This window comes from Arthrobacter sp. CJ23 (genome assembly GCF_024741795.1).
Taxonomy (GTDB): domain Bacteria; phylum Actinomycetota; class Actinomycetes; order Actinomycetales; family Micrococcaceae; genus Arthrobacter.
This window is the reverse complement of record NZ_CP102950.1, coordinates 1,849,702-1,875,326: the sequence shown is the minus strand read 5'-3', so window position 1 is coordinate 1,875,326 and position 25,625 is coordinate 1,849,702. Positions and strand designations below refer to the sequence as shown.

Sequence of the window (25,625 nt, the reverse complement as noted above, 5' to 3'; positions counted from 1 at the left end):
AAGCGTGAATGAACAAGTGACGAGCATTACAGAAGCAATCCCGGCTGCCCTCGACGGGGACGCCACAGCGCCCCTGCACGACCCTTCCGTCCGCGGCTTTGCCTCGGACAACTACTCGGGCGTGCACCCGGAAATCCTGGCAGCCCTCGCCGCAGCCAACGGCGGCCACCAGGTCTCCTACGGCGACGACGTCTACACGGCACGCCTCCAGGAGCTCATGGAGGAGCACTTCGGGACGGGCATCGAATGCTTCCCGGTCTTCAACGGCACAGGCGCCAACGTGCTGTCGCTGCAGTCGCTGCTGCCCCGCTGGGGCGCTGTCATCTGCGCGTCCACGGCCCACATCAACATGGACGAGAACGGTGCGCCCGAGCGGATCGGCGGCATCAAGCTCCTGCACGTCCCCACACCGGACGGAAAGCTGACACCCGAACTGATCGACCGCGAGGCCTGGGGCTGGGGCGATGAACACCGCGCACAGCCGCTGGCCGTGTCCATCACGCAGACCACCGAGCTGGGTACGTGCTACACGCCGGAGGAGGTCCGCGCGATCGCTGACCACGCCCACGCCAAGGGCATGAAGCTGCACATGGACGGCGCCCGGCTGGCCAACGCAGCGGCGCACCTCGGCGTGCCGCTGCGGGACTTCACGCGCGACGCCGGTGTGGACATCCTGTCCTTCGGCGGAACCAAGAACGGCCTGCTCTTCGGCGAGGTGGTGGTGGCGCTCAACCCGGAGGCCGCCCACGGGCTGAAGTTCCTGCGCAAGATGAACATGCAGCTTGCTTCCAAGATGCGCTTCATTTCGGTGCAGTTCATCGCCCTCCTGGAGTCCGGGCTGTGGCTCCGCTCGGCGCAGCACGCCAACGCCATGGCAGCCCGCCTGCGCGCCGCGGTGGACACCATCGACGGCGTCGAGCCCACCCAGCAGACGCAGTCCAACGGCGTCTTCGCGGTCCTGCCGGCCGGCGTCGCGGACCGGCTGCGCAAGCAGTTCACCTTCTACGACTGGGACGAGGCGGCCCGCGAGGTGCGGTGGATGTGCTCCTTCGACACCACCGAAGCAGACATCGACGCCTTCGTCTCTGCCATCACCCGGGAACTGGCAGCCGGATAGCGGATGCTCCGGGGCGGCGAGCCTGCACAGATTCGCCGCCCCGGACACATAATCTGCGAGGGTGAACGCCCTTGCACAGGTTCCCGCAGACTTTCTCCACGCCTTGGGAACGCTTCGAAAAGCGCAGTGCCGCAGCGAATTGCGGCTGGATGAGATTCCCGCCCCCTCGCGGCTCGCCCCCTATGCCGTCGCCCTCGGGGCCGAGGTCTTCCGCCAAACGGCCTTGACCCGCCGCATGCCCCTCCACGGTCCGGCGGCCAAGGCCTTTGCCGGGGAACACCCCGGTGACACCCAGGATGACGAGGACGACGAACTCGCCACCGGGCGGTTCATCCTGCTGCACGACCCGGAGGGCCCTGCGGTCTGGGACGGGGAATTCAGGATCGTGACGTACATCCGCGCCCGGATGGATGCCGAGATGGGCAACGATGCCATGCTCGGTTCTGTGGCCTGGGACTGGCTGGTGGAGGCCCTGGAGGGCCACTCCGCGGCGTATCGCGCGGCGGGCGGCACCGCAACGCGCATCCTGTCCGAAAGCTTCGGCACCCTTTCGGACCGCCCGGACACCATCGACATCGAATTGCGCGCCTCCTGGACCCCGGCCTCGTCCGACGTCAAGGACCATCTTGAGGCCTGGTCCGACATGGTCTGCACGTTTGCCGGCCTCCCGCACTTGCCGCCCGGTGTCACCGCACTGCACGGCCGCAGGCTCACGTGAGGCCCCCGGAATCCCCCGCCGGAACCGGCCACGGGCAAAGTCGCTAAACTTAAGGCATCATGACCCCTGAAAACCTGGAACACACCACGGCCGGCGATCCGGCTGCTGATCCCACTCCCCACATCACAGTCGAGGGTTTTGACAGCCCCATACCCGTCGTCATCGATCTGGATGCGCCGCGCGAAGGCGTCCCCCTGGTCATCGACACACCTGCCGGCCTGGAGCGGTGCGCCGCCGCCATCGCCGCGGGCACCGGCCCCGCAGGAGTCGACGCCGAACGGGCCTCCGGCTTCCGCTACGGGCAACGCGCCTTCCTGGTGCAGATCCGCCGCGAAGGCGCCGGCACGTGGCTGATCGACCCCGAGCCCTTCGACAGCCTGGACATCATCAACGACGCCCTGCGCGGCGTCGAATGGATCCTGCACGCCGCCACCCAGGACCTCCCCTGCCTGTCCGAACTGGGCATGTGGCCGGACAAGCTCTTTGACACCGAACTCGCCGCCCGCCTCGCAGGTCTCCCCCGGGTGGGCCTGGCGGCAGTCATCGAACAGCTCCTGGGCTTCGGGCTGGCCAAGGAACACTCGGCCGCCGACTGGTCCACCCGCCCGCTTCCCGAGCCGTGGCTGCGCTACGCCGCCCTCGACGTCGAGGTCCTCGCCGAGCTCCGCGAGGAACTCATCGAACTCCTCGAAGCCGACGGCAAACTGGAATACGCCGAGCAGGAATTTGCCGGGATCCTCAGCGCCGGCCTCGCGCCGCCCCGCGTGGACCCATGGCGCAAGACCTCCGGCCTGCACCAGATCCGGGACCGCCGCCAGCTCGCGGCTGTCCGTGAGCTCTGGCTCGAACGCGACCAGCTCGCCCGCAAGCGCGATGTAGCCCCCGGCCGGCTCATTCCCGACTCCGCACTGGTGGCCGGCGCCAAGGCGCTGCCCACCACGGTGCCGCAGCTGCTGGCCACCAAGGGCTTCCACGGCAGGGCCGCCCAGCGCGAAGCCCCGCGCTGGCTGCGCTGCATCACCGCCGCCCGGACCGCCGAGGACCTCCCGCCCCTGCACCTGCCCACCAACGCGCCCCCGCCGCCCCGGGTCTGGGCGGACCGCGACCTGGACGCCGCCGAGCGCCTCAGCACAGCCCGCCCGCTGCTCCAGGCCAAGGCCGACGAGCTAAAGCTGCCCGTGGAGAACCTGCTCACGCCGGACTACCTGCGCCGGGTGACCTGGCGGCCGCCGTCGGACGTTTCGCTCGAATCCATCACAGCCGAACTCATGGAGCTCGGTGCCCGCGAGTGGCAAATCGGCATCGCCGCGCCGATCCTCGTGGAGGCCTGCCTGAACCCGCAGCCCCTGCCACCCAAGGAAAGCAAGCAGCCCCAGGACGCCGACTGATCCGGCGTCCCGGAGCCCGCGTCCCGGAGCCCGCCTCCAAGGCCCGCCTCCGGACCACATCAGATGGTCCGGAGGCGGGCCTTCCGCGTCTGCGGACACGCCCCGGCCCGCGCTCCTTGCACCATAAGTTACCCACGAGTAACATAGCTATCAACGCCGACCGGCCGCCCGCTTGAATCGGGCCCCGGCACCCAGGTCTCAACTACCTATGTCTCAACGAGGAGCTACACATGAGTCCACACCGGAGCAGCAGGACCCAGAGGACAATCCGCGACGTCGTCTTTGTGGACGGCGTGCGCACCCCGTTCGGCAAGGCCGGCGACAAGGGCATCTATGCCGGCACGCGCGCCGATGACCTCGTGGTCAAGTGCATCCGCGAGCTCATGCGCCGCAACCCCTCGCTGCCGGCGGAGCGCGTCGACGAGGTGGCCATCGCCGCCACCACCCAGACCGGAGACCAGGGCCTCACCATCGGCCGCACCGCGGCCCTCCTGGCCGGCCTCCCCCGCACGGTGCCGGGGTTCGCGATCGACCGCATGTGCGCGGGCGCCATGACAGCAGTCACGACGACGGCGAGCGGCATCGGCTTCGGCGCCTACGACGTAGTGATTGCCGGCGGCGTGGAGCACATGGGCAACCACCCCATGGGCGCCGGCGCCGACCCCAACCCGCGGTTCATGTCCGAGCGGCTGGTGGATCCCGCCGCGCTGAACATGGGCAACACCGCCGAGAACCTGCACGACCGCTTCCCCGCCATCACCAAGGAACGCGCCGACTCCTACGCCGTGGCCTCCCAGGACAAGCTGGCAGCGGCCTACCAGAACGGCCAGATCCAGCCGGACCTGGTGCCCGTGGCCACCATGAAGCCGGAACAGGGCTGGACCGTGAACACGGTGGACGAGCCGCCGCGCCCCGGCACCACGGTGGATGACCTCGCAGCCCTCCGCACCCCGTTCCGCGCCCACGGCCGCGTCACCGCCGGCAACGCCGCAGGACTGAACGACGGCGCGACGGCGGCCGTCCTCGCCTCCGCCGAAGCCGCCGAGGAGCTCGGCCTCTCGGTCAAGATGCGCCTGGTTTCCTACGCCTTCGCTGGCGTCGAACCCGAGGTCATGGGCATCGGCCCCGTGCCCGCCACGGAGAAGGCGCTCAAGAACGCCGGCCTGGGCATCGGGGACATCGGCCTCTTTGAGATCAACGAGGCCTTCGCCGTCCAGGTCCTGAGCTTCCTGGACCACTTCGGCATCGCCGACGACGACCCCCGGGTCAACCGCTACGGCGGCGCGATCGCCGTCGGGCACCCTTTGGCCTCCTCCGGCGTCCGCCTCATGAACCAGCTCGCCCGCCAGTTCGAGGAGGACCCCTCGGTCCGTTACGGCATCACCACCATGTGCATCGGCCTGGGCATGGGCGCCACCGTCATCTGGGAAAACCCGCACCACCCCGAGTACGCCACCGAATCCGCCACTGATGCCGAAACCGAAGGGGCCGCAGCATGAGCGCCACCGATTTCCAGACCCTCGCCGGGCTGTTCCCGGACGAAACCGTGACCCACTCCTACGTCCAGGACATCGAGCTGCCGCCCGTCGGCGGCAAGAGCCCGGGCACCTTTGCCCTTATCACCCTGGACAACGGCCTGGACCACTCCAAGCCCACCACCCTGGGTCCCAACACCCTTGTGGAACTGGGCAAGGTACTGGACGGCCTCAAGGAACGCGCCGCCCGCGGCGAGATCGCCGGCGTCGGTGTTACCGGGAAGCCGTACTACCTCGTGGCCGGAGCCGACCTGTCCGCGGTCAAGACCCTCAAGGAACGCGAACACGGCCTCTGGATGGCCCGGCTGGGCCACGCCGTTTACGCCACCCTGGCCAACCTTGGCGTGCCGAGCTTCGCCTTCATCAACGGCGTGGCGCTGGGCGGCGGCCTCGAAATCGCCCTCCAGTCCACCTACCGCACTGTTTCCACCGGCGCCGGCGCCCTTGCCCTGCCGGAGGCGTTCATCGGGCTCGTCCCGGGCTGGGGCGGCGTTTACATCCTGCCGCGGCTGATCGGGCCGGAGAACGCCGTCAAGGTCATGATCGAGAACCCGCTCAGCAACAACCGCACGCTCAGCGGCCCGCAGGCGTTCCAGCTGGGCATCGCCGACGCCATCTTCGAACCGGCGGACTTCGTGGAACAGTCCATCGGCTGGGCCGCCAAGGTCATCGCTGGCGAGATCATGCCGGCGCGCGCCAACGCCGTGGATCCGGCCGAGCCGGCCGTCGCGGAGCGTTGGGCCGGGGCCGTCGCCGCGGGCCGCGCCTTCGTGGAAGCCAAGACGTCCAATGCCTCGCCCGCACCGGCCAAGGTCCTGGACATCCTCGAAGCAAACCGCACCATCACCCAGGCGGAATCCGCCGACCTCGAATGTGAAACCCTCGCCGGGCTGATGCAGACGGACGAGTTCCGTTCCACGGTCTACGCGTTCCTGGACCTCGTACAGAAGCGTTCCAAGCGCCCCGCCGGAGCCCCGGACCGCAAGCTGGCCCGCCCGGTCACCAAGATCGGCGTGGTGGGTGCCGGCCTCATGGCCAGCCAGCTCGCCCTGCTGTTCGCCCGCCAGCTCAAGGTCCCCGTGGTGATGACCGATATCGACCAGGCCCGTGTGGACAAGGGCGTGGCCTACGTGCACGCCGAGGTGGACAAGCTCCTTGAGAAGAAGCGGATCAAGGCCGACGCCGCCAACCGCACCAAGGCCCTGGTCACCGGTTCCGTCTCCAAGGAAGCATTCGCCGACGCCGACTTCGTCATCGAGGCCGTGTTCGAGGAACTGCACATCAAGAAGCAGGTCTTCGCCGAGGTGGAGGCCATCGTCTCCCCCGAATGCATCCTGGCCACGAACACCTCCTCGCTCTCGGTCACGGCCATGGCCGAGGACCTGGCGCACCCGGAACGGCTGGTGGGCTTCCACTTCTTCAACCCGGTGGCCGTGATGCCGCTGCTGGAGATCGTCCGGGCCCCGAAGACCGACGACGCCGTGCTGGCCACGGCCTTCGAGCTCGCCAAGGGCCTGAAGAAGACGGCTGTCCTGGTCAAGGATGCCGCGGCCTTCGTGGTCAACCGCATCCTGCTGCGCCTCATGGGCGAAGTGATCGCCGCCTTCGACGAGGGCACTCCCGCCGAGGTGGCCGACTCGGCCCTGCGGCCCATGGGACTGCCGATGAGCCCGTTCACGCTCAGCGCCATGGTGGGCCTGCCGGTGGCCCAGCACGTCCAGGAATCCCTGCACGCCGCGTTCGGCGAGCGGTTCGCCGTGTCCCAGAACCTGCAGAAGCTCATCGACAACGGCGTGAAGTCACTCTGGGCGCCCGGCCCCGACGGCACCCCCGTCATTCCCGCGGAGACGCTGGCCGTCATGTCCTTCGGCACGTCCCCGTCCACGGGCGAAGGGGTCCTGCGCCGCACGCAGGATGCCCTCGCCGAGGAGATCGGCCTCATGCTGGCCGAAGGCGTGGTGGCCGGGCCCGAGGACATCGACCTCTGCGTCATCATGGGTGCCGGCTGGCCGATGTTCCTGGGCGGCATCACCCCGTACCTGGACCGTGTGGGGGCGTCCGAGCGCGTCAACGGCAAGCGCTTCCTGCCTGCGGGGATCGCCTCGGCGCCCGCCTGACCGGACACCGCAACGCATGATCCGCAAACGGCCGTGGCCGGAGCCGAACGCTCCGGCCACGGCCGTTTGCTGTGCAGTGTGCGGCTTTTTAGAAGAGCGCCACCTTGGGGCTCTTGGGGAAGATCCCATCCAGTTCGGCGCGCTCCTCCTGGCTGGGAACCCAGCAGACGGCGCCGGCGTTCTCGGTGACCTGGGCGGGCCTGGTGGCGCCGGCAATGACGCTGGCGACGCCGGGCTGGGCTGCGAGCCAGGAGAACGCCAGCTGGACCTCGTTCAGGCCGCGCGCTTTGGCAAAGTCCCGGAAGCGGTTCAGCTGCTCCCAGTCGGCGTCGTCCACCATATGGGTGCGCGTGTGGCTCAGGCGTGATCCGGCGGGGGCGGTGCCAGGGGCGTACTTGCCTGTGAGCAGCCCGTTGGCGAGCGGGAAGTACGGCAGCACGCCGAGGCCGAACGCCTGCGCCGCGGGGAGCACCTCAAGCTCGGCCCGGCGGTCCATGAGGTTGTAGTGGTTCTGCGTGGAAATGAAGCGTGCCCCGCCCTGGATCCGGGCCACGTACTCGGCCTCGGCGATCTGCCAGCCGGCCCGGTTCGAGTGGCCGATGTACCGGACCTTGCCGCTGCGCACGAGGTCATCGAGCGCTGACAGCGTTTCCTCGACGGGCGTCAGCGGGTCCGGGGTGTGGAACTGGTAGAGGTCGATCCAATCGGTCCCGAGGCGGCGCAGTGAGGCCTCGACGGCCGTGATGATGTACCGCCGGGACCCGCGCGCCCCGAAATCGTTGCCGTTGGCGCCGTGCATGTCCATGCCGAACTTGGTGGCCACCACCACGTCGTCGCGGCGGCCCGCGAGGGCCCGGCCGAGCATGGTCTCGCTCAAGCCCGGTTCCCGGCCGTAGATGTCCGCGACGTCGAACAGCGTGACGCCGGCGTCCAGCGCCGCATGGACCACGGCGTCCGTGCCCGCCTGGGATTCGGTGGGCGTGTTGGCCCGGCCGAGGTTGTTGCAGCCCAGCCCCACGACGGAAACGGTCAATCCGGAATGGCCAAGGCGTCGGTATTCAGTCATGCCTTTCACCCTATACGGCCGTTCCGGCGGGGATCGAAACGCACGGGAGGAACGGCGGCGGCTGCTAGGCGGTGCCGAACTTAATGCCGGACTCCTCCATGGCTTCCTCAATCTGGGCCAGGGCGACGGGCCCCATGCCATGCAGGCTCGCCGCCTGCCTCTCCCCGAAATCTGCCAGCTGTTCCAGGGTTTCGATACCCTCATGGGCCAGGGCCCGGCGGGCCGGCGCCGCCAGTCCCTTGGGCAGTGGCGTGTGCCCGGGCCAATTGCTTTTCGGCGACATGCGGGGTCCCTCCTGGTGCTCTGGGGTCTCCCTTAGAGCGTAAAGCCCGCACCCGGTTTCGGCGAGTACCTAACCCTGAATGCCGTGGGATCGGTGTGCGGGGCGGCGCCGATGCTGAGCTTGGTGTAGTCCAGGTCTTCGCCGCGGATGCACACTTTGATGGCGTTGACGGCCTTGTTGACATCCGGGCACAGACAGAAGATGTTGAGGCGTGAATTACCGATTTCGGTACGCTCCACGATGCCCAGCCCGCGCCAGGCCAGCTCGCTGGTCAGTGCGGCTTTGGCCTTGCGCTCAAGGTAGCGGTCGCGCTCGGTTCCATCCTTGGTCTTCAGCGCGAGCTGGGCCACCACCCAGTACTGCTCGGACTCGGGGATCTCGGCGTAGCCGTCCTCCTCGCATTGGGCGGCAAACGCGGCCATGAGGCCCTCAACGGCGGTTTCGTCGTCGACGTCGGTTTCCTCGGTCTTGCTCTGGTGTCCTGCCACGCCGTGGTTCACCACGAGCTGCTGGTATTCCTCGTCGTACCAGGCCTCCCGGAAGTGGAGTACCCCTTCGTCGTCGCGCTTGTACGTACGGATGATGCCGCTCATGCTCGTCCTTTCCTGAACCATTCGGCGTCAGTGCCGTCAAACGGTGCTTGTTTGTCCCGCACTGCTTCAAACAGGCGGTCACATTCTTTGCGCACGGACTCCACGACCCCGGCCGGGTAGTCCATGGTGGTGCGGTGCTCCTCGAACTCGTCCTGGTCGTCCACGAAGACGCCGTGGTCCACGGACCGGATGACGTCCAGGTCCATGTCGATCATGTGGAATTCGGTGACGCCGGCCCTGATGGTGTTCCAGCCGTGGTCCGTGGCGAGGTCCACGTAGATGCGGAAATCGCCCGGGTAGCTGTCGTCGTAGAACGTTGCCACGTATTCGCCGGTCCGCGGAACCAGGAGGATGGCGTCCGACGCCGTGTAGAACGCCGCACCGGGCCGTGAGCAGAACTCCTGGGCGCCTTGGAAGACCCACCAGCCGTGGATGTCTTCACCCAGGTACTGCCCGGGGACCACCCAGTGGGCCTTGCCGTTCCATTTCCGGTTGCGGGCCACCACGAGGTCGCCGGGCTGCAGGGCTCCCGGCTCGCGCGTTGGGCTCACAGTTTCGGCAGACTGCCGGTGGTGGGGTGTTCCTGTCCCGGCAGGGGCCGGGCAAAGGGAACCTTCGTGCCTAAAACCTGTGCCACGACGTCGTGCGTGATCTGCTGGGCCGTCAGCCCCACGCGTTCCATGACCTGGCTCCGGGTGCCATGGACCAGGAACTCGACGGGGAGGCCGACCTCGTTCAGGGCCGTGTCCACTCCGGCCGCACGCATTTCCTGGCGGATCCGCGAACCCACGCCGCCGGCGCGGACGCCGTCTTCGATGCAGATGACCAGGCGGTGCCGGGCTGCGAGGGCGATGATGGAGCGGCGCACCGGCAGCAGCCAGCGCGGGTCCACCACGGTGGAGCTGATGCCCTGCGCTCCGAGCCGCGAAGCGACGTCGAGGGCGAGTTCGGACATGGCGCCGACGCTGACGATCAGGACGTCGTTCTCGGTGGAGCCTTCCGGGCGGCGCGCGAGGATGTCCACGCCGTCGTGGAGGCGCTCGATCGCCTCGATCTCGGCGCCGACGCTGCCCTTGGAGAAACGCACCACCGAGGGGGCGTCGCTGATGGCGACGGCCTCGCGGAGCTCCTCGCGGAGCCGCGTGGCGTCGCGGGGCGCTGCCAGGTGCAGGCCCGGGACGATCTGGACCATGGCCATGTCCCACATGCCGTGGTGGCTGGGGCCGTCCGGACCGGTGACGCCGGCCCGGTCCAGGACCACCGTGACGCCCGCCTTGTGCAGGGCAACGTCCATGAGCAGCTGGTCGAAGGCGCGGTTCAGGAAGGTGGCGTAGACGGCGACCACGGGGTGCAGCCCGCCGAACGCCATGCCTGCCGCGGAGGTGAGGGCGTGCTGTTCGGCGATGCCGACGTCGATGACGCGTTCCGGGTGCCGCTCGGCGAACTTGTGCAGGCCCACGGGGATGAGCATGGCGCCGGTGACGCCCACGATGTCCTGGCGTTCATCGGCGATGTCCGCAATTTCCTCGGCGAACACCGAGGTCCAGGACTTCGCGCCGGGCGTTTCGGTGGGCTCGCCGGTTTCGGGGTCGATGATGCCGACGGCGTGGAACTGGTCGGCTTCGTCGGCCAGCGCCGGTCCGTAGCCGTGGCCCTTCTCCGTCATGGCATGCACGATTACCGGGCCGCCGTAGGCCTTGGCAAGTGTCAGCGCGTTTTCCATGGCCTGGAGGTTGTGGCCGTCCACGGGGCCGATGTACTTCATGCCGAGGTCCTCGAACATGCCCTGGGGTGCCCACCAGTCCTTGATGCCCTTCTTCATGGCATGCAGGCTCCTGTAGGTGAACTGGCCGACGGGGCCGCCGTTCTGCAGCTTCTTCTTCCACCATTCCAGCGTGCCCTCGTAGGCCGCGGCGGTGCGGAAGGAGTCAATGGTGGGGCGCAGCGAGGCCAGGTAGTCGGCGAAGCCGCCCACGGTGGGCGCGTAGGAGCGGCCGTTGTCGTTGACAACGATCACCACGCGCCGGCGCTTGTCCGCCGCGATGTTGTTGATGGCCTCCCAGGCCATGCCGCCCGTGAGGGCGCCGTCGCCCACCACCGCGACGGTGTAGCGATCGCCCTCGCCGGTCAGCTGCCGGGCCCGGGAGATGCCGTCGGCCCAGGACAGGGAGGATGAGGCGTGTGAGCTTTCGACGATGTCGTGTTCCGATTCGGCACGGTCCGGGTAGCCTGACAGTCCGCCCTGCTGGCGGAGGGTGCTGAAGTCCTGCCTGCCGGTGAGGAGTTTGTGGACGTAGGACTGGTGCCCGGTGTCGAAGACGATGCTGTCCCGCGGCGACTCGAAGATCCGGTGGATCGCCAGTGTGAGTTCAACGACACCCAGGTTCGGCCCGAGGTGTCCGCCCGTCTGCGAGACGTTGGTGATGAGGAAATCCCTGATCTCACCGGCGATCTGGTCCAGCTCCGGGCCGGACAGATTGCCCAGGTCCTGCGGATTCTTGATTGATTCCAAGAGTCCCAACGGCCCCTCCTTAGGGTGATTGACATGCTTGTTAACTTTAGCGCGTAGTCTGCCGCCGCGTCGCCGCAACGGCGGCAGCCCCGGCTGGTCAGTGACCAGCCGGGGCTGCCGTGGTACTAGCGTTGCTGCCCCTTGGGGCAGTTCCGGCTAGTTTGCCGAGATTTGACGCAGGACGTACTGTTACATGCCCCCACTACGCGGTAAGTTTTGCGAATCCCGAGGGCATAAGCAATTTGAGCAGAGGTCTTCGCGCTAGGACGACACAATGTCTAAAGTTCCTGGGTGGGGTGATCATAGTGCTCGTGAATGCCTACCGTTATCGTAGGACGTCGGCATGCACGGCATAAGTAGCCAACGTGCTCCGTTAGTAGTTTTCCCCTTTGCTGGGCCGGGCGCGCGACAGCGGCATTCCAGCGGGTAGATGTACCCCGGTAGCGGTGGGTCTGGGAAGCGATCTCGACAACCGCGGGACCAGCTCCGGGGAGCTGCGCCGTGCACTGTGCTAGCTGGGCAGCCCGAGTTTGTCGAAGAATGCCCGGTTCCTCTCAGTTGCAGCGTTGACCAACCCGTCGAAGCTCATGACTTCGATGTATGCCTTGGCGGAGTCGTTGAAACCGAAGTACCCGAGACCGTCATGTGTCGGCCGCAGGTTCGAAATCTCGCATCGCTCGATCATCTTCTCTGTAAGGTCGGCGATGATGTAACAGAAGGCCGGCGGCTCGTGGGTCGGCGGGATCGGTCTCCCCGTTGCGGTGACCACGCCACCTGCGCGGATCCTTTTCACGTAGTCGAGGCACTGCTGGATCGGATTCTTGTCCTCGGTGGCGTCCTTGCGCATCGGCCTCTTAATCTCAACCACGACGATCGACGGGAGCGGCAGCTTCTGCCCCTCGGCCGCGAGCACCGGCGAGTCCATGAGCCGCGTCGCAACTATGTCGGGCTCCTTGGTGGATTCAGAACCCGTGATCGGCATGCTCTTCAGCGTCTTGTCGGACGCGAGGTAGTCGTGGAACGCGAGTCTCTCGTCGATGATCCACAGGTTCGAACCATCGGCGGCGTGCTCGCTGGACTCCGTCCGCATCGGGACGATCAGCGAGTGGATCGCATCCTCCCTGCTGTACTTCCCGTCCTTGTCCGCGCGGATCAGCCGCCCGAGCAGATCCAGCACCGTCCGGCGGCGCGAGACGTACGCGGCCAGGTCGGACTGGTTGATCTCGCTGACGGTGGCGAGATATGCGGCGAGCCGCTCCGCGTAGTCCTCCGCCGGCTCCGCGTCGGCCTCAGCGAAGATCTCCTGCCCCTGAATGAATGCTTCGGACTCGATCTTCTGAAGCTGCCGGTGCAGCTGGAGCTCTAGGTCCTGGTCCTTAATCGATGGGTCCACCGTGATGCCGCGCTCCTCGATCTTGGCCAGCAAGGGCCGGTACCGCGGCGCGCGTTTGGTCACGAACTCGTGGACGCGCTTCTTACCCTGCTCGCGGGCCGACTCGAGCGGAGCCTTCAGGATCGTCCTGACTTCTTCGAGGACGACCTCCCGGATGTCGTCCAGGGAGAGGTCATCGATGAGGGGCTGCCCCGCGATGCGATCGCTGATGTCGAAGGCTGTCCGGTCGGCGCGGACGCGCTCGTCGAGGAAGTCCGAGGTCAGGTAGCACGCGTAGACGAACTCGCTGGCGGCCTTGTCCGCGAGCTTGCCGTGGAGCCCTGGAACCTTCCCGCTAAGGTTTTCCTCAATGACGACGCGGCTCGCCGCGCACCAGTGGAGGCGGGGGACGGAGTTCCGCGCGGTGGCCTTCAGACGGAGGTTCAGCATGTCGAACTTCTGACCCTTGACCTCGATCTTCGACGACGTCATCGCCGACTCGACGAACTCACCCATCAGGTCGGCCAGCGACACCGATTCGTTGTCGTCCGCGATCGTCACGAGAGGGGCACCGCCGGGCCGGAGGAAGTACCAGATGCAGTGCTCGAAGACCTCGCGCGCGATGGCGTCGACGCTCTTCGGGGCGTTCTGCTGGAACGCCTTCTTGAAGCCGTCGAGGATGACGGCCGTGCCGGGGCGCACGAACCCGTCAGCGTCGCCGTCGTGCTCGACCTCGCGTTCGACCGAGAATCTGAACTGACGTCCTCGGAGCTTCCCGCCCTCGTCTTCATAGGCGCTGCGGACCGTCACCTTGTCGAAGGCCTTGAGCCAGAGCAGCCGCCCGACACCACGGCAGCCGAGGTGCGACTTGAAATCGCTGTCCAATGTTTCGAACGAGGACATGTTCTGACGGGTGAATCCCACGCCGTCGTCCTCGACGGTGAAGCCGACAATCGGCTTCATGGGGGCACGTCCAGGGCCCGGCTGGCCGAGATCGAACTCTGCCTGAGTGTCTCGGTGCACCCTCACGTTGATACGACCCGGCGTTGCGGAGTCTCCTCGACGTGCGTCGATCGCCTGGATAGCGTTGACGATTGCCTCGAGGAGAGGCAGGAGCGCGTGGCTCTTCGGCAGACTTGTGTTGCGGACGCGCCCAGCCAGGGAAGTTGTCAGCACCATGCGATCCCTCCTTTGCTCAGATGTGGAAACTCTATCCGTCCGCTCCGACACTGCATGAATACGCCACAGCCCTAGGACGGTGATGCAGTCAGGGTATGGGCAGGTTGGACAGGAAGCGTTCGGTGTCCAACTTTGAACAGTGGCTCCCCCAGTTCAGGCTGCCGCGGGGGGCAAGCATATCGAGCCTTACCCCGCGGTTGGTGACGCACCTCCGTTCACATGCTTCCAATGGGGTGTTCGTGGCCGCTGCTGCTCCCTCGGACCCGGACGTCGTGTGTCGCCCCACTGCCCAAGCGGCGGTCTCGCCATCTGACTCCGGTAGCCAGAGACAGGTGTGGAAGCAAGGCTGTGATGCTGATCTGAAGTTTGGCGTACTCGCGTCGAACCTGTTCAGGTGGCCGACCGGATATCGTTTGTTTTCAGCGAGACGCAGAGCCTGCACACAGCGAAGGAACATGATGAACATCCCCGACATCGACTTCACGCGCATCCGGTCGCTCGGGCCCGGTGGCCAACGCGATGGGTACGAGCAGTTCATCTGCCAGCAGGTCGCGCAGGAGCCCCCGGCAGACGGTTCGAAGTTCGTGTCCCTCCACGGGGCCGGCGGCGACGGCGGCGTCGAGTGCTACTGGACTCTCACGAACGGCGCCGAGCACGGCTGGCAGGCCAAGTACTGGACCAACCAAGCCGATGTCAGCAAGGCCCAGCTCGACAAGTCTGTCAACGCCGCCCTCCATCAGCACCCAAAGCTGACTAAATATACAATCGCAATCCCGACCGACCCGACCGGTCCCACCGGCGGCCGCGGCAAGTCGCTCCTTGAGAAAATCAGCGACCCCAAAGGGTGGCTGGAGGGCTGGCAGAAAATGGCCACCGACCGCGGCATGAATGTCGTGTTCGAGATCGAGTGGGAAACGAACATCGTCACCCGCCTTAACCGGCTCGACAGCTCCGGCACCCAGCGACGGTATTGGCTTGACGTCGACGTCCTCGCTCAGCAGTGGTGGGAGGACCGCATGCAGGAAGCAGTCGCCGCCGCACGCCCCCGATACACGCCGGAGCTCAACGTCGATGTGCCCGCGGCCCAATCCATCGCCGCACTCTGTTCTGACAACGAGTGGTGGCAGATCGTCCTCGACCAGGTCGATGAGGTCTCTAAAGCCGCCGACCAACTCCGTTACGCCGACAAGGAGGTGCTGGCCGCCGACTTAGGTGCCGCCCGGACCGCAGCTTCCACAATCACCGACGCCCTCAACGCCTGGCACGCTTCGCGCACCGCTGCCGGGCTCGACGACCTCGCTCAGGCTCTCGACGCGGCCTCCGCCGTCGTCCGAGCGCAGGAGGCTGTCGAGGTCGAAGCAATGGACGGCAAGCACGAAAATTGGGACAGTGAAAGCTGGCGGCAGTGGCAGCGCGAATACATGGTACGGTTCCCCGCAGCGGCCGTCGATGCGCTCCGTGAACTCGGCGAGAGACTCTTAGGAGCGACTGAGCTCCTCATCAGCCCCGTCGGCAAGCTCGCTGGCACCCAGGCCGCTCTCATGACAGGCCCCGCCGGCATAGGTAAGACCTACCTCGCCATTGATGCTGTCGCCCGCCGTCTGGCCAAGGGCCGCCCCAGCGTCGTGATGCATGGTCGCTGGTTCAAGAACCACGATCCGCTCGCCGACCTTCGCGACCTCCTCCAGATGCCCTCTGACCTGACAGGTGAGGAGACCATAGCGCTCCTCGACGAGAGTGCCCGGGCCGCTGGCACCCCGGTACTGCTCGTCATCGACGCACTTAATGACACCCGTCCTCGGTCCCTGTGGCGCGACAACCTTGACCGGCTCATCACCGTCGTCGGCAGGTACTCGCATGTGCGGCTGCTGCTGACCGCACGCACCCACTACGTCGCCCAAGTCCTCCCGCCCGGCGTCGCCCTCCCCCGATTCGAGCACACGGGATTCGAGGGCGTCGAGTTCGAAGCGGTCAGCGAGTACGCCGCGTTCTACTGCCTCGAGGCGCCGACGTCGCCACCAATCCATGGTGAGTTCGACAACCCGCTGTACCTGCGACTGGTGTGCGAAGCACTGCAGGCCAACAGCCGCCTCTCACTCGACCAGGCCAACATGGGCCTCGATGAACTCGCCAAGATGGTCCTCGACAACGCGAACATCATCATCAGTGACCGCGTTGACGCCTCGCCGTCGGACCGCGTAGTCCACCGGGCCATGCACGCCCTCGCTGCCGCCATCGCCGACGAAGGAGGCGAACCACTCACCCGTGCCAAGGCTCAAGCCGTCCTGGTAACGATTTGGTCCGACGTCAGCGCCGAAAAGTCACTGCTCGACGCTCTCATCGCCCAAGGGCTGATCGAAGAGGACGTCATCCCTGACGGCAGCCCGTATGGCGCCGACATCATCGCCATCACGTTCGAACGCATCGGCCACCACCTCATCGTGTCCGACGCCCTCGCCGGTGTGACCGACGCGGCCGGCATCCGAGACCAACTCGCCGGGCGCCTCGGACAGCTCATTGGGCGAGGCGAAACCATCGACGTCGGCATCCTGGAAGCAACCTCCGTCGTCGTCGCCGAACGTCTCGGGCTCGAACTAACCGAATTCGAGTCCGAGATCGGTAACGTCGACGCTATTGCCGCCGCCGTAATCGCTGGCACCGGCTGGCGCTCAGTGACATCCATCACTGACAAGACCGGTGACATCATCGTCCGCGCTCTGACCCGCAAAGCCACCTTCGACGCTGGCCTCACGATGCTCTTCCGGCTCGCCGCACGCCCCGGCCACCCGCTGAACGCCGAGTTCCTTCACAGGTTCCTCAACAGGTGGAACATGGGTGCCCGCGACCGGTTCCTCTCGGGATGGCTGCACATAACCCATGGCACCAGTGGGGCAGTCGACCGTCTCATCCGTTGGGCGCGCGAGAAGCCTATCCACCAAGTCGGCAAGGACACCACACGCCTGTGGATAACCGCGCTCCTATGGACCACAAGCGCCACGGACCGTCGTGTCCGTGAGCCCGCAACCGTCGCCGCCGCTCGCCTCCTCACCCGTCATCCCGGGGAGGTGGCCGGGCTCCTGGAGCGCTTCAGTGTCGTAAACGACGAGTGGGTCGTCGAACGTGCTCTCGAGGTCGCGTACTCGGCACTCCTGGCCAACGGTAGCGACACAGACTGGGCGGCCGCAGCTGAGGTCGTGTGGACCAGCTTCTTTGCCTCGCCTGCTGATCTCACCGCGAACGTGGCCGTCCGCGATGCTGCGCGCTGCATCCTCGAGGCAGCAAACGATCGAGCAAGTCTGCCCGAGGGCGTGACAGTGGCGCAGTTCCGGCCACCGTACGCGAGTGCGTGGCCGCTAGAGTGGCCGACCGAGGGAGAGATCGCTCAGTACAAGAGCCCCGACTATCCGAAGCTCGTGCATTCCACTACCCAGGACGACTTTTACCGGTACAAACTTGAGTACGATCTCAAAGACCGGCCTGGGATCAACGTTCCGGCCGCAGCACGGTGGGTCGTCGCCGAAGTCATCCGCCTTGGGTACCGCGCAGAATGGCACGCCAGTTTTGACGGGTACGTGTTGGGCAAGTACGGCGGCGGCCGCGGAAAGCCCCCGTGGATCGAGCGAATCGGCAAGAAGTACCAGTGGATTGCCCTCAACCGGCTCATCGGGCATGTCTCCGACCACGCTCCAAAGACCCCCAACTCCTGGGATCCGCCGTCGGCACCGGTCCCAGGTCCCGCGACCACTGTGTCCCGCCAGATCGACCCGACCGTTATCGAATTCGTACCCGCCGACAATGCACCTCGCTCCTGGGTGCCAACTTACGACTGGGCGACTACAGCCGGTAAGACGGACGCCCAATGGGTGGCCCATGACACCGACCTCCCCACCATCGCCGTCACCGACGCCGAACACGAAGGACACCCCTTCATCGTCCTGTCTGGCTATTACGAATGGAACGACGGCAACGACTACTCCAAGGGCACCCGCAAAATTTGGACCCACCTCTACGCCCACGTGGTGAACACTTCAGACCTTTCAGCCGCGTTGGCCGACCTCGAAGGACGCGACCTCCTCGATCACGGCCTGTCCAACTTCCCACAAACCCACGACGGATACGTCGGCGAATTCCCCTACGGCCACCACCACGGTGAAACCATGCATGTGGTAAACCACGAGTCGCGGCATCCAATCAGCGTCCCTACCCAGCCAGCTGCCTGGGACATCCTCGGCGAGTACGAGTACGCTCCCGGAGACTACGAGACCATTTCCCTGGTGGCGCCGGCACCTGAGTTTTTCGGCCATGCGCCCGGGAACCTCCACTGGAACGGCCGCAACGGTTGGACAGACAATACGGGCAAGCTCACCGCCGTCCTCCGGCATACCGTCAACGCCGGCCAGAACGAGCTCCTCGTCGACGCAGGCTGGCTCGATCAGTGGCTCACCTCCGAACAAAAGTCACTTATATGGGTGGAGAACACCGGTAAAGATGTTTACCGCGGATTCGGCGGAGGCCGAGCCCACCCTGGCGCTCTCACCCGATCCCAAGTCCGTTCCCGGGCAACCGGAAGCGTTACGCAAACCTCATCACCCGGTTGGTATCGCCTTCCTGCTCGCGACGAGTGACATCGGCCGCCATCTACAGGGATCCCATTCGAGTTTGAGTATCTGCGCGAGTGTGAGCTGGTGCGCCACCTCGAGGTGCCCCAGCGCCGTGCCCTTGTGGCCAAGGAGCGGAAGGTCGGAGCGAGGATGATCAACGCCCGCAGCGATACAGTCACGGAGAAATCAGGGGTTCCAAAGGGCGGCCTTCAAGCGTAGGACGGCGGGTTACCCTGCCAGCCAGAGCGGGCACTGGGTGTTCAATGGAGAGCCACTTGCATGCCACGCCGATCGGCATTGACAGCCAGTGATTGCGCGAGTTTCCTGCATGATCCATGCATCACCGATTCATGACCGCCGGGCTATCCCATTGATTCGAATGATGTACCCAGTTGCTGCCGCTTTGCCGTCGGCAGCAGCTCAGTCGTATTCCATGTCATTGCCTTCACCCTCGACGTGCCGCACTGTGATGCCAGACTGGATGCGGTTCTTGTCGAGTGTGTCTTCGAGGCGTTCGTACAGATCCGGGCGAACTATGAGGTCCGCGCCGTGGACCGCAGGTTCAAGAGGCGTATAGCTGCCGTCGTGGATCAGAAATCCGCGCCAGTTGCGTCCCACCAGAGCTGGCCCTTGGTCGTCAATGAGACATTGGCGAACTGTCGGAGACTCCGGGCGCAGGTTGAGAAACGCCACGAGTTCGAGTCGAGGCACAAGACTGAACGGGTGAAGTCCAACGCCGCGGCCGCCGTGAGGTGCGCTCCGCTGACCCCGGTAGTTGGCAATCATGGTCAACGGTCCTTGCAGATCCTCCAGCGTTTCTGCGGCTGAAGCTTGATCAACACCCGGGAGTAGGTGGTCGTACGGGGCCAGCCAGATATTTGGTGGGTTAGTTCCGACAGGCAGCGAATCGATCGAAATGGACGCGCCTGTTACCTCGAGCCCGGTTGTGATGAATAGTTGTCGGCTGGGCTGTTTGGGGTAGGTGCTGTCCAATGTGGCCTGCCTTTCGAACATGCCAATTTGAACCCAATCATTATATGGACTCTCTGCGACACGGATAGGCCATGCATCTTGTCCTGTGAGGCGGCGTGTTCCCTCGAGTTCGACCGCGGTCGGCGGCGGCCAGTCGGCCTCGTTGTCCTGCCACGGAATGGGCGTCAGGGACCGCGCCAGAAGATGATGGCGAGTTTCCGGACGAGGAACGCGGGACGATTCTTCGAGAAGCGCCCATCTGGCTGAAGGGGCAAGCGAGAACGCGTACCTGGCTTCAAACCTCCGTGCATCGGCTGTCAGGAAGCCTGCGCGTGCATGTGCTGCTCTCATTCCAGCTGCTGCCAGTTGGATGGCGTTCTCTGTTTCTTCTTCATCGTTGAAGTAGGCGTCGGGGATGCGTTGCGACGATGGCGAGCGGAGCTGGCCGATCTGTTCTCCGGAGCGCTGTTTGACGATATCGATTCGGTCGACCAGATTTTGGATCACGGCTTCGCGCACGCCTGGGGGTTCGTTGGCGTCGGCGAGGCGATCGTTTAGGTAGAAGCGGACCAGCCCTTCGACCTGCCCTCGGGACGTGTTCCGGGTCATTCTGCTTCTTCCTCGTGCTCACGGACGAGGCTGTGGAACGCGCTAATGACGCACAGTGACGGCGCGGTGGCCGGCGGTTCCGGAACGGGGCGCTTGTGGGTTGCGAGAATCTGGCCTGCTAGTGCTCGGACGGACAGGTGGTCGCTAGACGCGAGTCGGGTAATTTCCGTGGCGAGGTCGTCTCCGAGCTCACCCGATGGTACGTTCACGCGCACAGTTTCGAGTAGCCAGGTGCTACGACCTGCGTCCAGGTCTTTGCGGAATATGTATGAGAGTGCGCTTTGGGCGGCCTTCGGCCGGACGGTGAGGAGGAACTCGGTAGCCACCAGTGCGAGTCGTATCTGTTCCCGTGCGGCCTGGCAGATTGTCGCGAGCGCCAATGTTGCGACAGCAACGTCGAGGTCGTCGGCCGAGTCGGGCACTGGCGTCGGGTGATAGACGTGCGTTCCTGTTTCGGCAGTCCCGGGTAGGCGGTTACTGATGACGTCGAAGGCCGCGTCCCAGCAGTTGGCGGCGGTACCTCCGAGGCTGCTTGTGGGCTGCGCGGCGAATGCTGTGATGAGGCCTTGGCTGCTTCCATATGAGCCGTACGACGCGGCGGCGACACGGCTGGTAACCGCTGCGGCGAGAGCGCGCTCGGCGGTGCCGGGGGCAAGCTTATGGGCTTGTTCCCATAGTGCCCGGCGTTCCCGACCGGCGAACTGTCGCCAGCCTCCTCCGCCTCGGATGCGCTGATACGCGGTGACCAGGCAGTAACTGGCGACTTTGGCGACCCCGGGATCACCGTCAGCATAGACGGCAAGACCCTGTCCTAGGCTGGCGAAGATGTCGTTTCGAGAGAAAGTGGAGATTTCGCGGGCAACGTCGTCGATGAGTGCGATTCCGGCGTGGTGCCCCTCGGAGAGTGTCGTTTCGAGAATGCGGAAACCAATAGCGATGATGGCTGCGTTGATGTCCCAGGTGGCGGGCTCATCTTGGTAGCGCTCTTTGTCGATTGCGTGTGCGATGCTGATGGCGCCTGCGCGTCCTTGGGGCGCCTCGGGACGTTGAGCTGCAATGAGGCGCTTGAGGAGCGCGTGGGCGTCTGGCCCCTTTTCCGTCCGGAGGAACGAGCTTTGGTTTTCTCGGTCTGGGCGCGCTGCCCGGGGGTCAAATTCGGGGCCACCTAGATTCGTCACAACTTGGACGAGTGCTTGGTCCACAACTTCTTTGGACTGGTTGCTCGAGTATTGCATCGGCTGGTTGTCGTACGATGCGGCGATGTTGTTGGCGAGGACGCTGAGCATCGTGTCGACCGGTTGGCTAGCCCCACGCTCGGTTGCAAGGCGGCTGAGAATTTTCAGGTCGACCATTGGTGATCGCCAGGCAATGCTTGTGGTGAGCCGCAGTGCGGCGAGGGTGGCAGGGTCTGCTGTCGCGCTGTGGTTCTGCAGCAGGTGTGTTTGCGCTGCTTCTGCTCGGGCGTCTTCGAATCCGATGGTGTCTAGATACAGGTCGGCGGCGTCGCGGGCTGCAGCGATCGGATCGACAGATGCGGCAATCTCCCACCATTGAGTGACGTAATGCGATGTATCGCGGCCGTCGGTGTGCTGCCGTACGAGATAGACCAGGTCGACCAGTTTGGCCAGTCGGGCTCGTGCTTCCTTAGGGTCTTCGATGTCTTCGATGCTTGCGACGATCTCGGAGAGCGTCGGGTCTTTATGGCCGCCGTAGCTTGCGAGCAAGTCAGCTGCCCGGTTCCAGCATTCGCGGGCCTCGTCGCTAGCGCCTGCTGCTATGCAGATGCGGGCGGTCTCAAGTTCAAATGCAGCCTGTTGGCTGTATCCCGTGTGGTCATCGTTGCGACGTTTACGGATGACGGCAAGGAGGGCGTGGATGGCGCCGATTCCGACGTGGTGGGAGACCCGTCCGAGGACTGAGAGTAGATCGTTGGTGGTCAGCGGGCCGTTCTCGCCGAGACCGAGATTGGTGGTCGTAGTGGTGCCATCGCCTATGGCGATGAGGTGGTCGAGGACGTGTCAAGATCTTTTTCCCGCACGACGGTGAGGGAATTCTCGATCACCTGGTGGATGAGAGGATGGATGAAGTACAGGTCGCATGCTCGCGGCTTGCCGGTGAAGGGCTTGGCCTCGGCGACGAGGTCAGCGAGTGCGACGACCACTGCGGTCGACGCGGCTTCGGGTGTTGAGGCGCCGCTGCGGACATCGTCTGCGATTCCCAAAGTTTTGACTGTGTAGCGGAGCCATGCCCGGTAGAACCCGACGCCGGACAACTTTGCGCCGGCCTTGAGCACCAGGGCCGGGTCGATGGCCTGCGCGAGTGTGAGGAGAGCGTTCCACCTTCTGACTGCCGGTTCGTCGGCAGTCCTCGCTTTAAGAATGACATCCGTGGCGGCAAGTAGTTCAGCCTTGAGATCCGCGATTCCAAGTCCCGCAAGTACATCCTGTGGTGCGATACCGTGGAAGAGGTACCCGATAGTGTCCAGTGTCGGGTCCAGTTCCCACCCTTGGCGCGCTAGATCGTGAGGGTTGGGGAGCCCGATGGTTCCATTTGCGGCGAGGTCGGCGAGGGCCAAGTAGGTCTCGGCGGCGTTGGCCGGGTCGTTCATCGCTGCTGCGACCTGGGGCATGTAATCCGCCGGCAGTGCGGCCGTGAACGTCTCTACAAGATCGGCCAAGGATGCGTCGTGCTCGCCCTCTAGGTGCTCGGCGATTTTTGGAATGAGAGACGGGTCGACGTCTTGTCGTTGGGTGCGGAGTCGAAGGGCTCCGCGTTGGGCGGCCAGATGTAATGTTCCGTCGCTGTCGGAGGAGTAGCTGGTCCGATCGGCCTTGCGTTGCGCTTCCCACCCTTCGATGTACGCCTTCCACGGTGCAGCAGCGCCGGCCCGGTCAACAGCGTCGCTGATAAGGAGGCCCCATCTCGGGGGGAACGTTGTGCGCCCGTTGTAAATAAGGCGTTCTGCGACAGTCTCGGCACCGAGGATATTCACGATGACGTCGGCATATTCGGTAAGCGTTTCCGTGAGAGCGTCGTTCTCGTACGTGTCTATAGCCTTTCGGACTTCTACGCATTTGACGAGGGTTGCCCAGTCCAGACGCGATTGAGCTTCGCGTGAGATGACGCAGAGGGCTCGTTGCAGCGCTTCCGGGGAGTGGAACTGCCGCATTGCGTCTGCCACGAAGCTTGGACCGACCAAGGCCTTGAGCTGGTCGTACTCGCCTAGGTTGGCGAGTAGGTCGGGGAGGTGACGGAAGGCTCGGGAGTCGGTGAGGAATCCGCGGCCTTCGAGCCACTTCGCGATGCTCTGGCGAATGGAGGTTGCGGCCTCGTGGTCAATGGTGCGGAGGATGTGCCGCGAGAAGCTCTCGTGGTGGAGGCGGAGTCCACCCAGGCCAGGCTGAGTGTTCAGGACCGGAGCAAGCGTCTGGAGTGCCGGGAGAACGAAGGCCTTTAAGGGTGAGCCGAGAAGCTCTGCCAGTTCGTCGGGCGTGAGCGAGAAGTCGCACAGCGCGAGCGTGTCTGTGGCGAATCGTTGGTCAAGGGTCATCGCGTCGCGCAGGTAGTCGTAGTACTCCTCGACCGTTTTAGCCGTGTCGGGGACCAGTTCAAGACGATAGATGAGTTCGCTGACAGTGAGTGGCGCCGGGGTATCGTCGAGAGGTGACGCGCCAAGTGCGAGCCGGCACAGGTAGGTCGCGTAGAGCGCGTTCCCGTTGGAACGTTCGTGGACCAACGTGACGATGGTGTCCTCGTCAGACGAACCGACGGGTCCGGCGCCGTCAGGTGATTCGAGCAGGCCGTGCTTGGCGGTAAGCGCCTTGATCTCGTCTCGGGACATCGGCGGCATTTGGAAGGGTTCGGATGCGGGAGCCACTGGCTCGAGGTGAGGTCCGGGCTGGCTTGCGACGAGTAGACAGACGCCGGCGGGAAGGTTGAGGGCTGCGAGCTCCTCAACCAGGAGACGTGACGGGTCTTTCTGCTGGTTGGTGCTGCGTCCGACGACTCTGTCGACGTGGTCGACGCCGTCGACGACCAGGAGGACTGGTTTGTCAGGGTGAGTTTCGCGGCAGTTCTCGAGTGCCGATTCGAGCGCTTCGGTGCTCGTCGCGAATTTGGGGCGGAGGTCCTTGGTTGCTTCAGGGACTGCTTGTCCGAGCTGGTCGAGGAGACTGCCGATGACGACTTCGGTGAGGACTCGTTCCTGCATGTGGTCGTCGCTTGAGCCGAGCCAGCAGTGGTGGCGCGCGACTGTCCAGGCGTTGTCCCGGTACCGATCTGTAAGCTCTTCGCACAGCCATGATTTCCCGACGCCTGGCTCGCCTACGACGACGACTCGTCCGCCACCCGTCACTGTGCTGTCGATGTGTTTGCTGACCTCTGTCGCTGCTCCGACGCGAGCAACGGCGACTTCAGGTTCGATGGGGTGTCCTGCGGCGACGGCTCCGAAGTCAACGCGCAGCCCGAGTCGAGGTTCGATGAGGTCGCGTCGCACGACTCCGGTATCGACTACGCGAGCAGACGTTGCTGCTTGAACGAGTGCGTGTGCCGCGAACTCGGGGGTGACGTCAGTGTTGGGGGTGCGTCCTGCTCCAAGCTCTTCTCGGACACGTCGGAGGAGGGAACGTTCGGCAGGTCCAGGGTCGGCGAAGCTGATGGTTGACGACGGTGCACCCGCGTCAACGATCAGACTGTTGCAAGCGCTACGCAGGTCGTCGTCGCTGAGATGCTTGACCAGGTCGGCCCAGGGCCGGTTGGCGCGCAGCGCGGCGGGGTCGAACCGGTACTTCGCCGTTGTGATGCCGGGGAGCGGGTCGGCCGGTCGGACGGACGGGTCAACTGGCACCAAGACGACTGCGAGGGAGTCGTCGGGTTCTTGGTCTCGGACGACGATTCGGTAAGTGGTCGCTGGGGACGTGGCTAGGTCCTTGAGGAGGGAGTCGAGGACCTTGTTGAGCTTCAGGTTTCGGCCGTCTTGGGAGAACGTCTCTTTCGAGAGCCGACGATCGGAGGTCGTATGTTTGATTTGCAGACGGACTCGGGTCTTGTCCGCGTAGGTGATGTTGACATCATCGAACCGATCTGTCTCGAACCCCTTCGTGTCAACCGTGATGGTTTCCGCAGTGCCTAGGAGGAGATCGACCAGGGCGACTGCGGTGATTAGATCTTGGTAGAAGTAGCCGTGGTGCGTGGGCCCGAGACTCATCGCGTTGTATCTGCCTCTCCACTTCCGCCCGTTGATTCGCTCCCGGGTGCGTCTTGTTGCGGGTGATGCTAGCACGCACCGATTGCCAAGATGAAAGGGCGTCGGTGTCCGGCTCGGGCGAATAGCTGCTTCTCGCCATAGCACTTGTCCCACAAGCGTGGCTCCGGTCTTCGGATTCTCGCCCAGTCCTCGGCGTCCACACGGCACAGCTTCTACCAGCATATGTAGATGGCCGACACCCCCTCGGGCACGCTTCATCAAGGTTACTCCGTTGCAGGCACGCCGGCCGCCTCTGCGGTGGCACCCGTAGACGCGACCATCAGACGCCACGTACTCCGGCAACACACGACGGAGACG

The 25,625-nt window shown here is 65.1% G+C and carries 15 protein-coding genes; 6 read left to right on the top strand and 9 right to left on the bottom strand.

Annotated elements, in window-relative coordinates; genetic code table 11:
• Positions 1-4: 4 nt before the first annotated feature.
• From NVV90_RS08240 to NVV90_RS08220, 5 genes are all read left to right on the top strand, one after another.
• Entirely contained in the window at positions 5-1,117 is a 1,113-nt protein-coding gene (locus NVV90_RS08240; protein ID WP_396125365.1) for a threonine aldolase family protein, read from the top strand.
• Between the two features lie 61 nt (positions 1,118-1,178).
• Positions 1,179-1,835: a DUF3000 domain-containing protein gene (locus NVV90_RS08235; RefSeq protein ID WP_258440686.1), complete on the top strand. Its 657-nt coding sequence runs from the start codon at positions 1,179-1,181 to the stop codon at positions 1,833-1,835.
• Positions 1,836-1,894: 59 nt separating this feature from the next.
• Positions 1,895-3,223 carry an HRDC domain-containing protein gene (locus NVV90_RS08230; RefSeq protein WP_258440685.1) on the top strand — a complete coding sequence of 443 codons (1,329 nt, stop codon included), beginning with the start codon at positions 1,895-1,897 and terminating at the stop codon, positions 3,221-3,223.
• A gap of 230 nt (positions 3,224-3,453) precedes the next feature.
• On the top strand, positions 3,454-4,722 hold the full coding sequence (locus NVV90_RS08225; protein ID WP_258440684.1) for an acetyl-CoA C-acyltransferase: 1,269 nt from the start codon (positions 3,454-3,456) through the stop codon (positions 4,720-4,722).
• Positions 4,719-6,875: a 3-hydroxyacyl-CoA dehydrogenase NAD-binding domain-containing protein gene (locus tag NVV90_RS08220; protein ID WP_258440683.1), complete on the top strand. Its 2,157-nt coding sequence runs from the start codon at positions 4,719-4,721 to the stop codon at positions 6,873-6,875. The genes NVV90_RS08225 and NVV90_RS08220 overlap by 4 nt, the downstream gene beginning before the upstream one ends.
• A gap of 88 nt (positions 6,876-6,963) precedes the next feature.
• Here NVV90_RS08220 and NVV90_RS08215 read toward each other — a convergent pair whose 3' ends face one another.
• The 6 genes from NVV90_RS08215 to NVV90_RS08190 all read right to left on the bottom strand — a co-directional run bounded on the left by NVV90_RS08215 (position 6,964) and on the right by NVV90_RS08190 (position 13,880).
• Positions 6,964-7,941 carry an aldo/keto reductase gene (locus tag NVV90_RS08215; protein ID WP_258440682.1) on the bottom strand — a complete coding sequence of 326 codons (978 nt, stop codon included), beginning with the start codon at positions 7,939-7,941 and terminating at the stop codon, positions 6,964-6,966.
• Positions 7,942-8,005: 64 nt separating this feature from the next.
• Positions 8,006-8,224, bottom strand: coding sequence for a hypothetical protein (locus NVV90_RS08210; RefSeq protein WP_258440681.1), 219 nt, complete (start codon positions 8,222-8,224; stop codon positions 8,006-8,008).
• Between the two features lie 32 nt (positions 8,225-8,256).
• Positions 8,257-8,817 (bottom strand): hypothetical protein, encoded by a 561-nt coding sequence (locus tag NVV90_RS08205; protein WP_258440680.1) that lies wholly within the window; start codon positions 8,815-8,817, stop codon positions 8,257-8,259.
• The gene (locus tag NVV90_RS08200) at positions 8,814-9,368 is read right to left on the bottom strand and encodes a YgaC family protein (protein WP_258440679.1); all 555 of its coding nucleotides are present in this window, start codon (positions 9,366-9,368) and stop codon (positions 8,814-8,816) included. Before NVV90_RS08200 ends, NVV90_RS08205 begins: the two co-directional genes overlap by 4 nt.
• Entirely contained in the window at positions 9,365-11,338 is a 1,974-nt protein-coding gene (gene dxs, locus NVV90_RS08195) for a 1-deoxy-D-xylulose-5-phosphate synthase (protein WP_258440678.1), read from the bottom strand. The genes NVV90_RS08200 and dxs overlap by 4 nt, the downstream gene beginning before the upstream one ends.
• A gap of 502 nt (positions 11,339-11,840) precedes the next feature.
• Entirely contained in the window at positions 11,841-13,880 is a 2,040-nt protein-coding gene (locus NVV90_RS08190; RefSeq protein WP_258440677.1) for an ATP-binding protein, read from the bottom strand.
• Positions 13,881-14,335: 455 nt separating this feature from the next.
• On the opposite strand from NVV90_RS08190, the gene NVV90_RS08185 reads away from it, so the two are divergent.
• Positions 14,336-18,505, top strand: coding sequence for an ATP-binding protein (locus tag NVV90_RS08185; RefSeq protein ID WP_258440676.1), 4,170 nt, complete (start codon positions 14,336-14,338; stop codon positions 18,503-18,505).
• Positions 18,506-18,901: 396 nt separating this feature from the next.
• On the opposite strand, the gene NVV90_RS08180 is transcribed toward NVV90_RS08185, so the two are convergent.
• From NVV90_RS08180 to NVV90_RS08170, 3 genes are all read right to left on the bottom strand, one after another.
• Complete coding sequence (locus tag NVV90_RS08180) at positions 18,902-20,062, bottom strand: hypothetical protein (protein WP_258440675.1); 1,161 nt, start codon at positions 20,060-20,062, stop codon at positions 18,902-18,904.
• The gene (locus NVV90_RS08175; RefSeq protein ID WP_258440674.1) at positions 20,059-21,786 is read right to left on the bottom strand and encodes a hypothetical protein; all 1,728 of its coding nucleotides are present in this window, start codon (positions 21,784-21,786) and stop codon (positions 20,059-20,061) included. Before NVV90_RS08175 ends, NVV90_RS08180 begins: the two co-directional genes overlap by 4 nt.
• 266 nt (positions 21,787-22,052) lie before the next feature.
• Positions 22,053-25,268, bottom strand: coding sequence for an AAA family ATPase (locus NVV90_RS08170; RefSeq protein ID WP_258440673.1), 3,216 nt, complete (start codon positions 25,266-25,268; stop codon positions 22,053-22,055).
• Between the last annotated feature and the right edge of the window lie 357 nt (positions 25,269-25,625).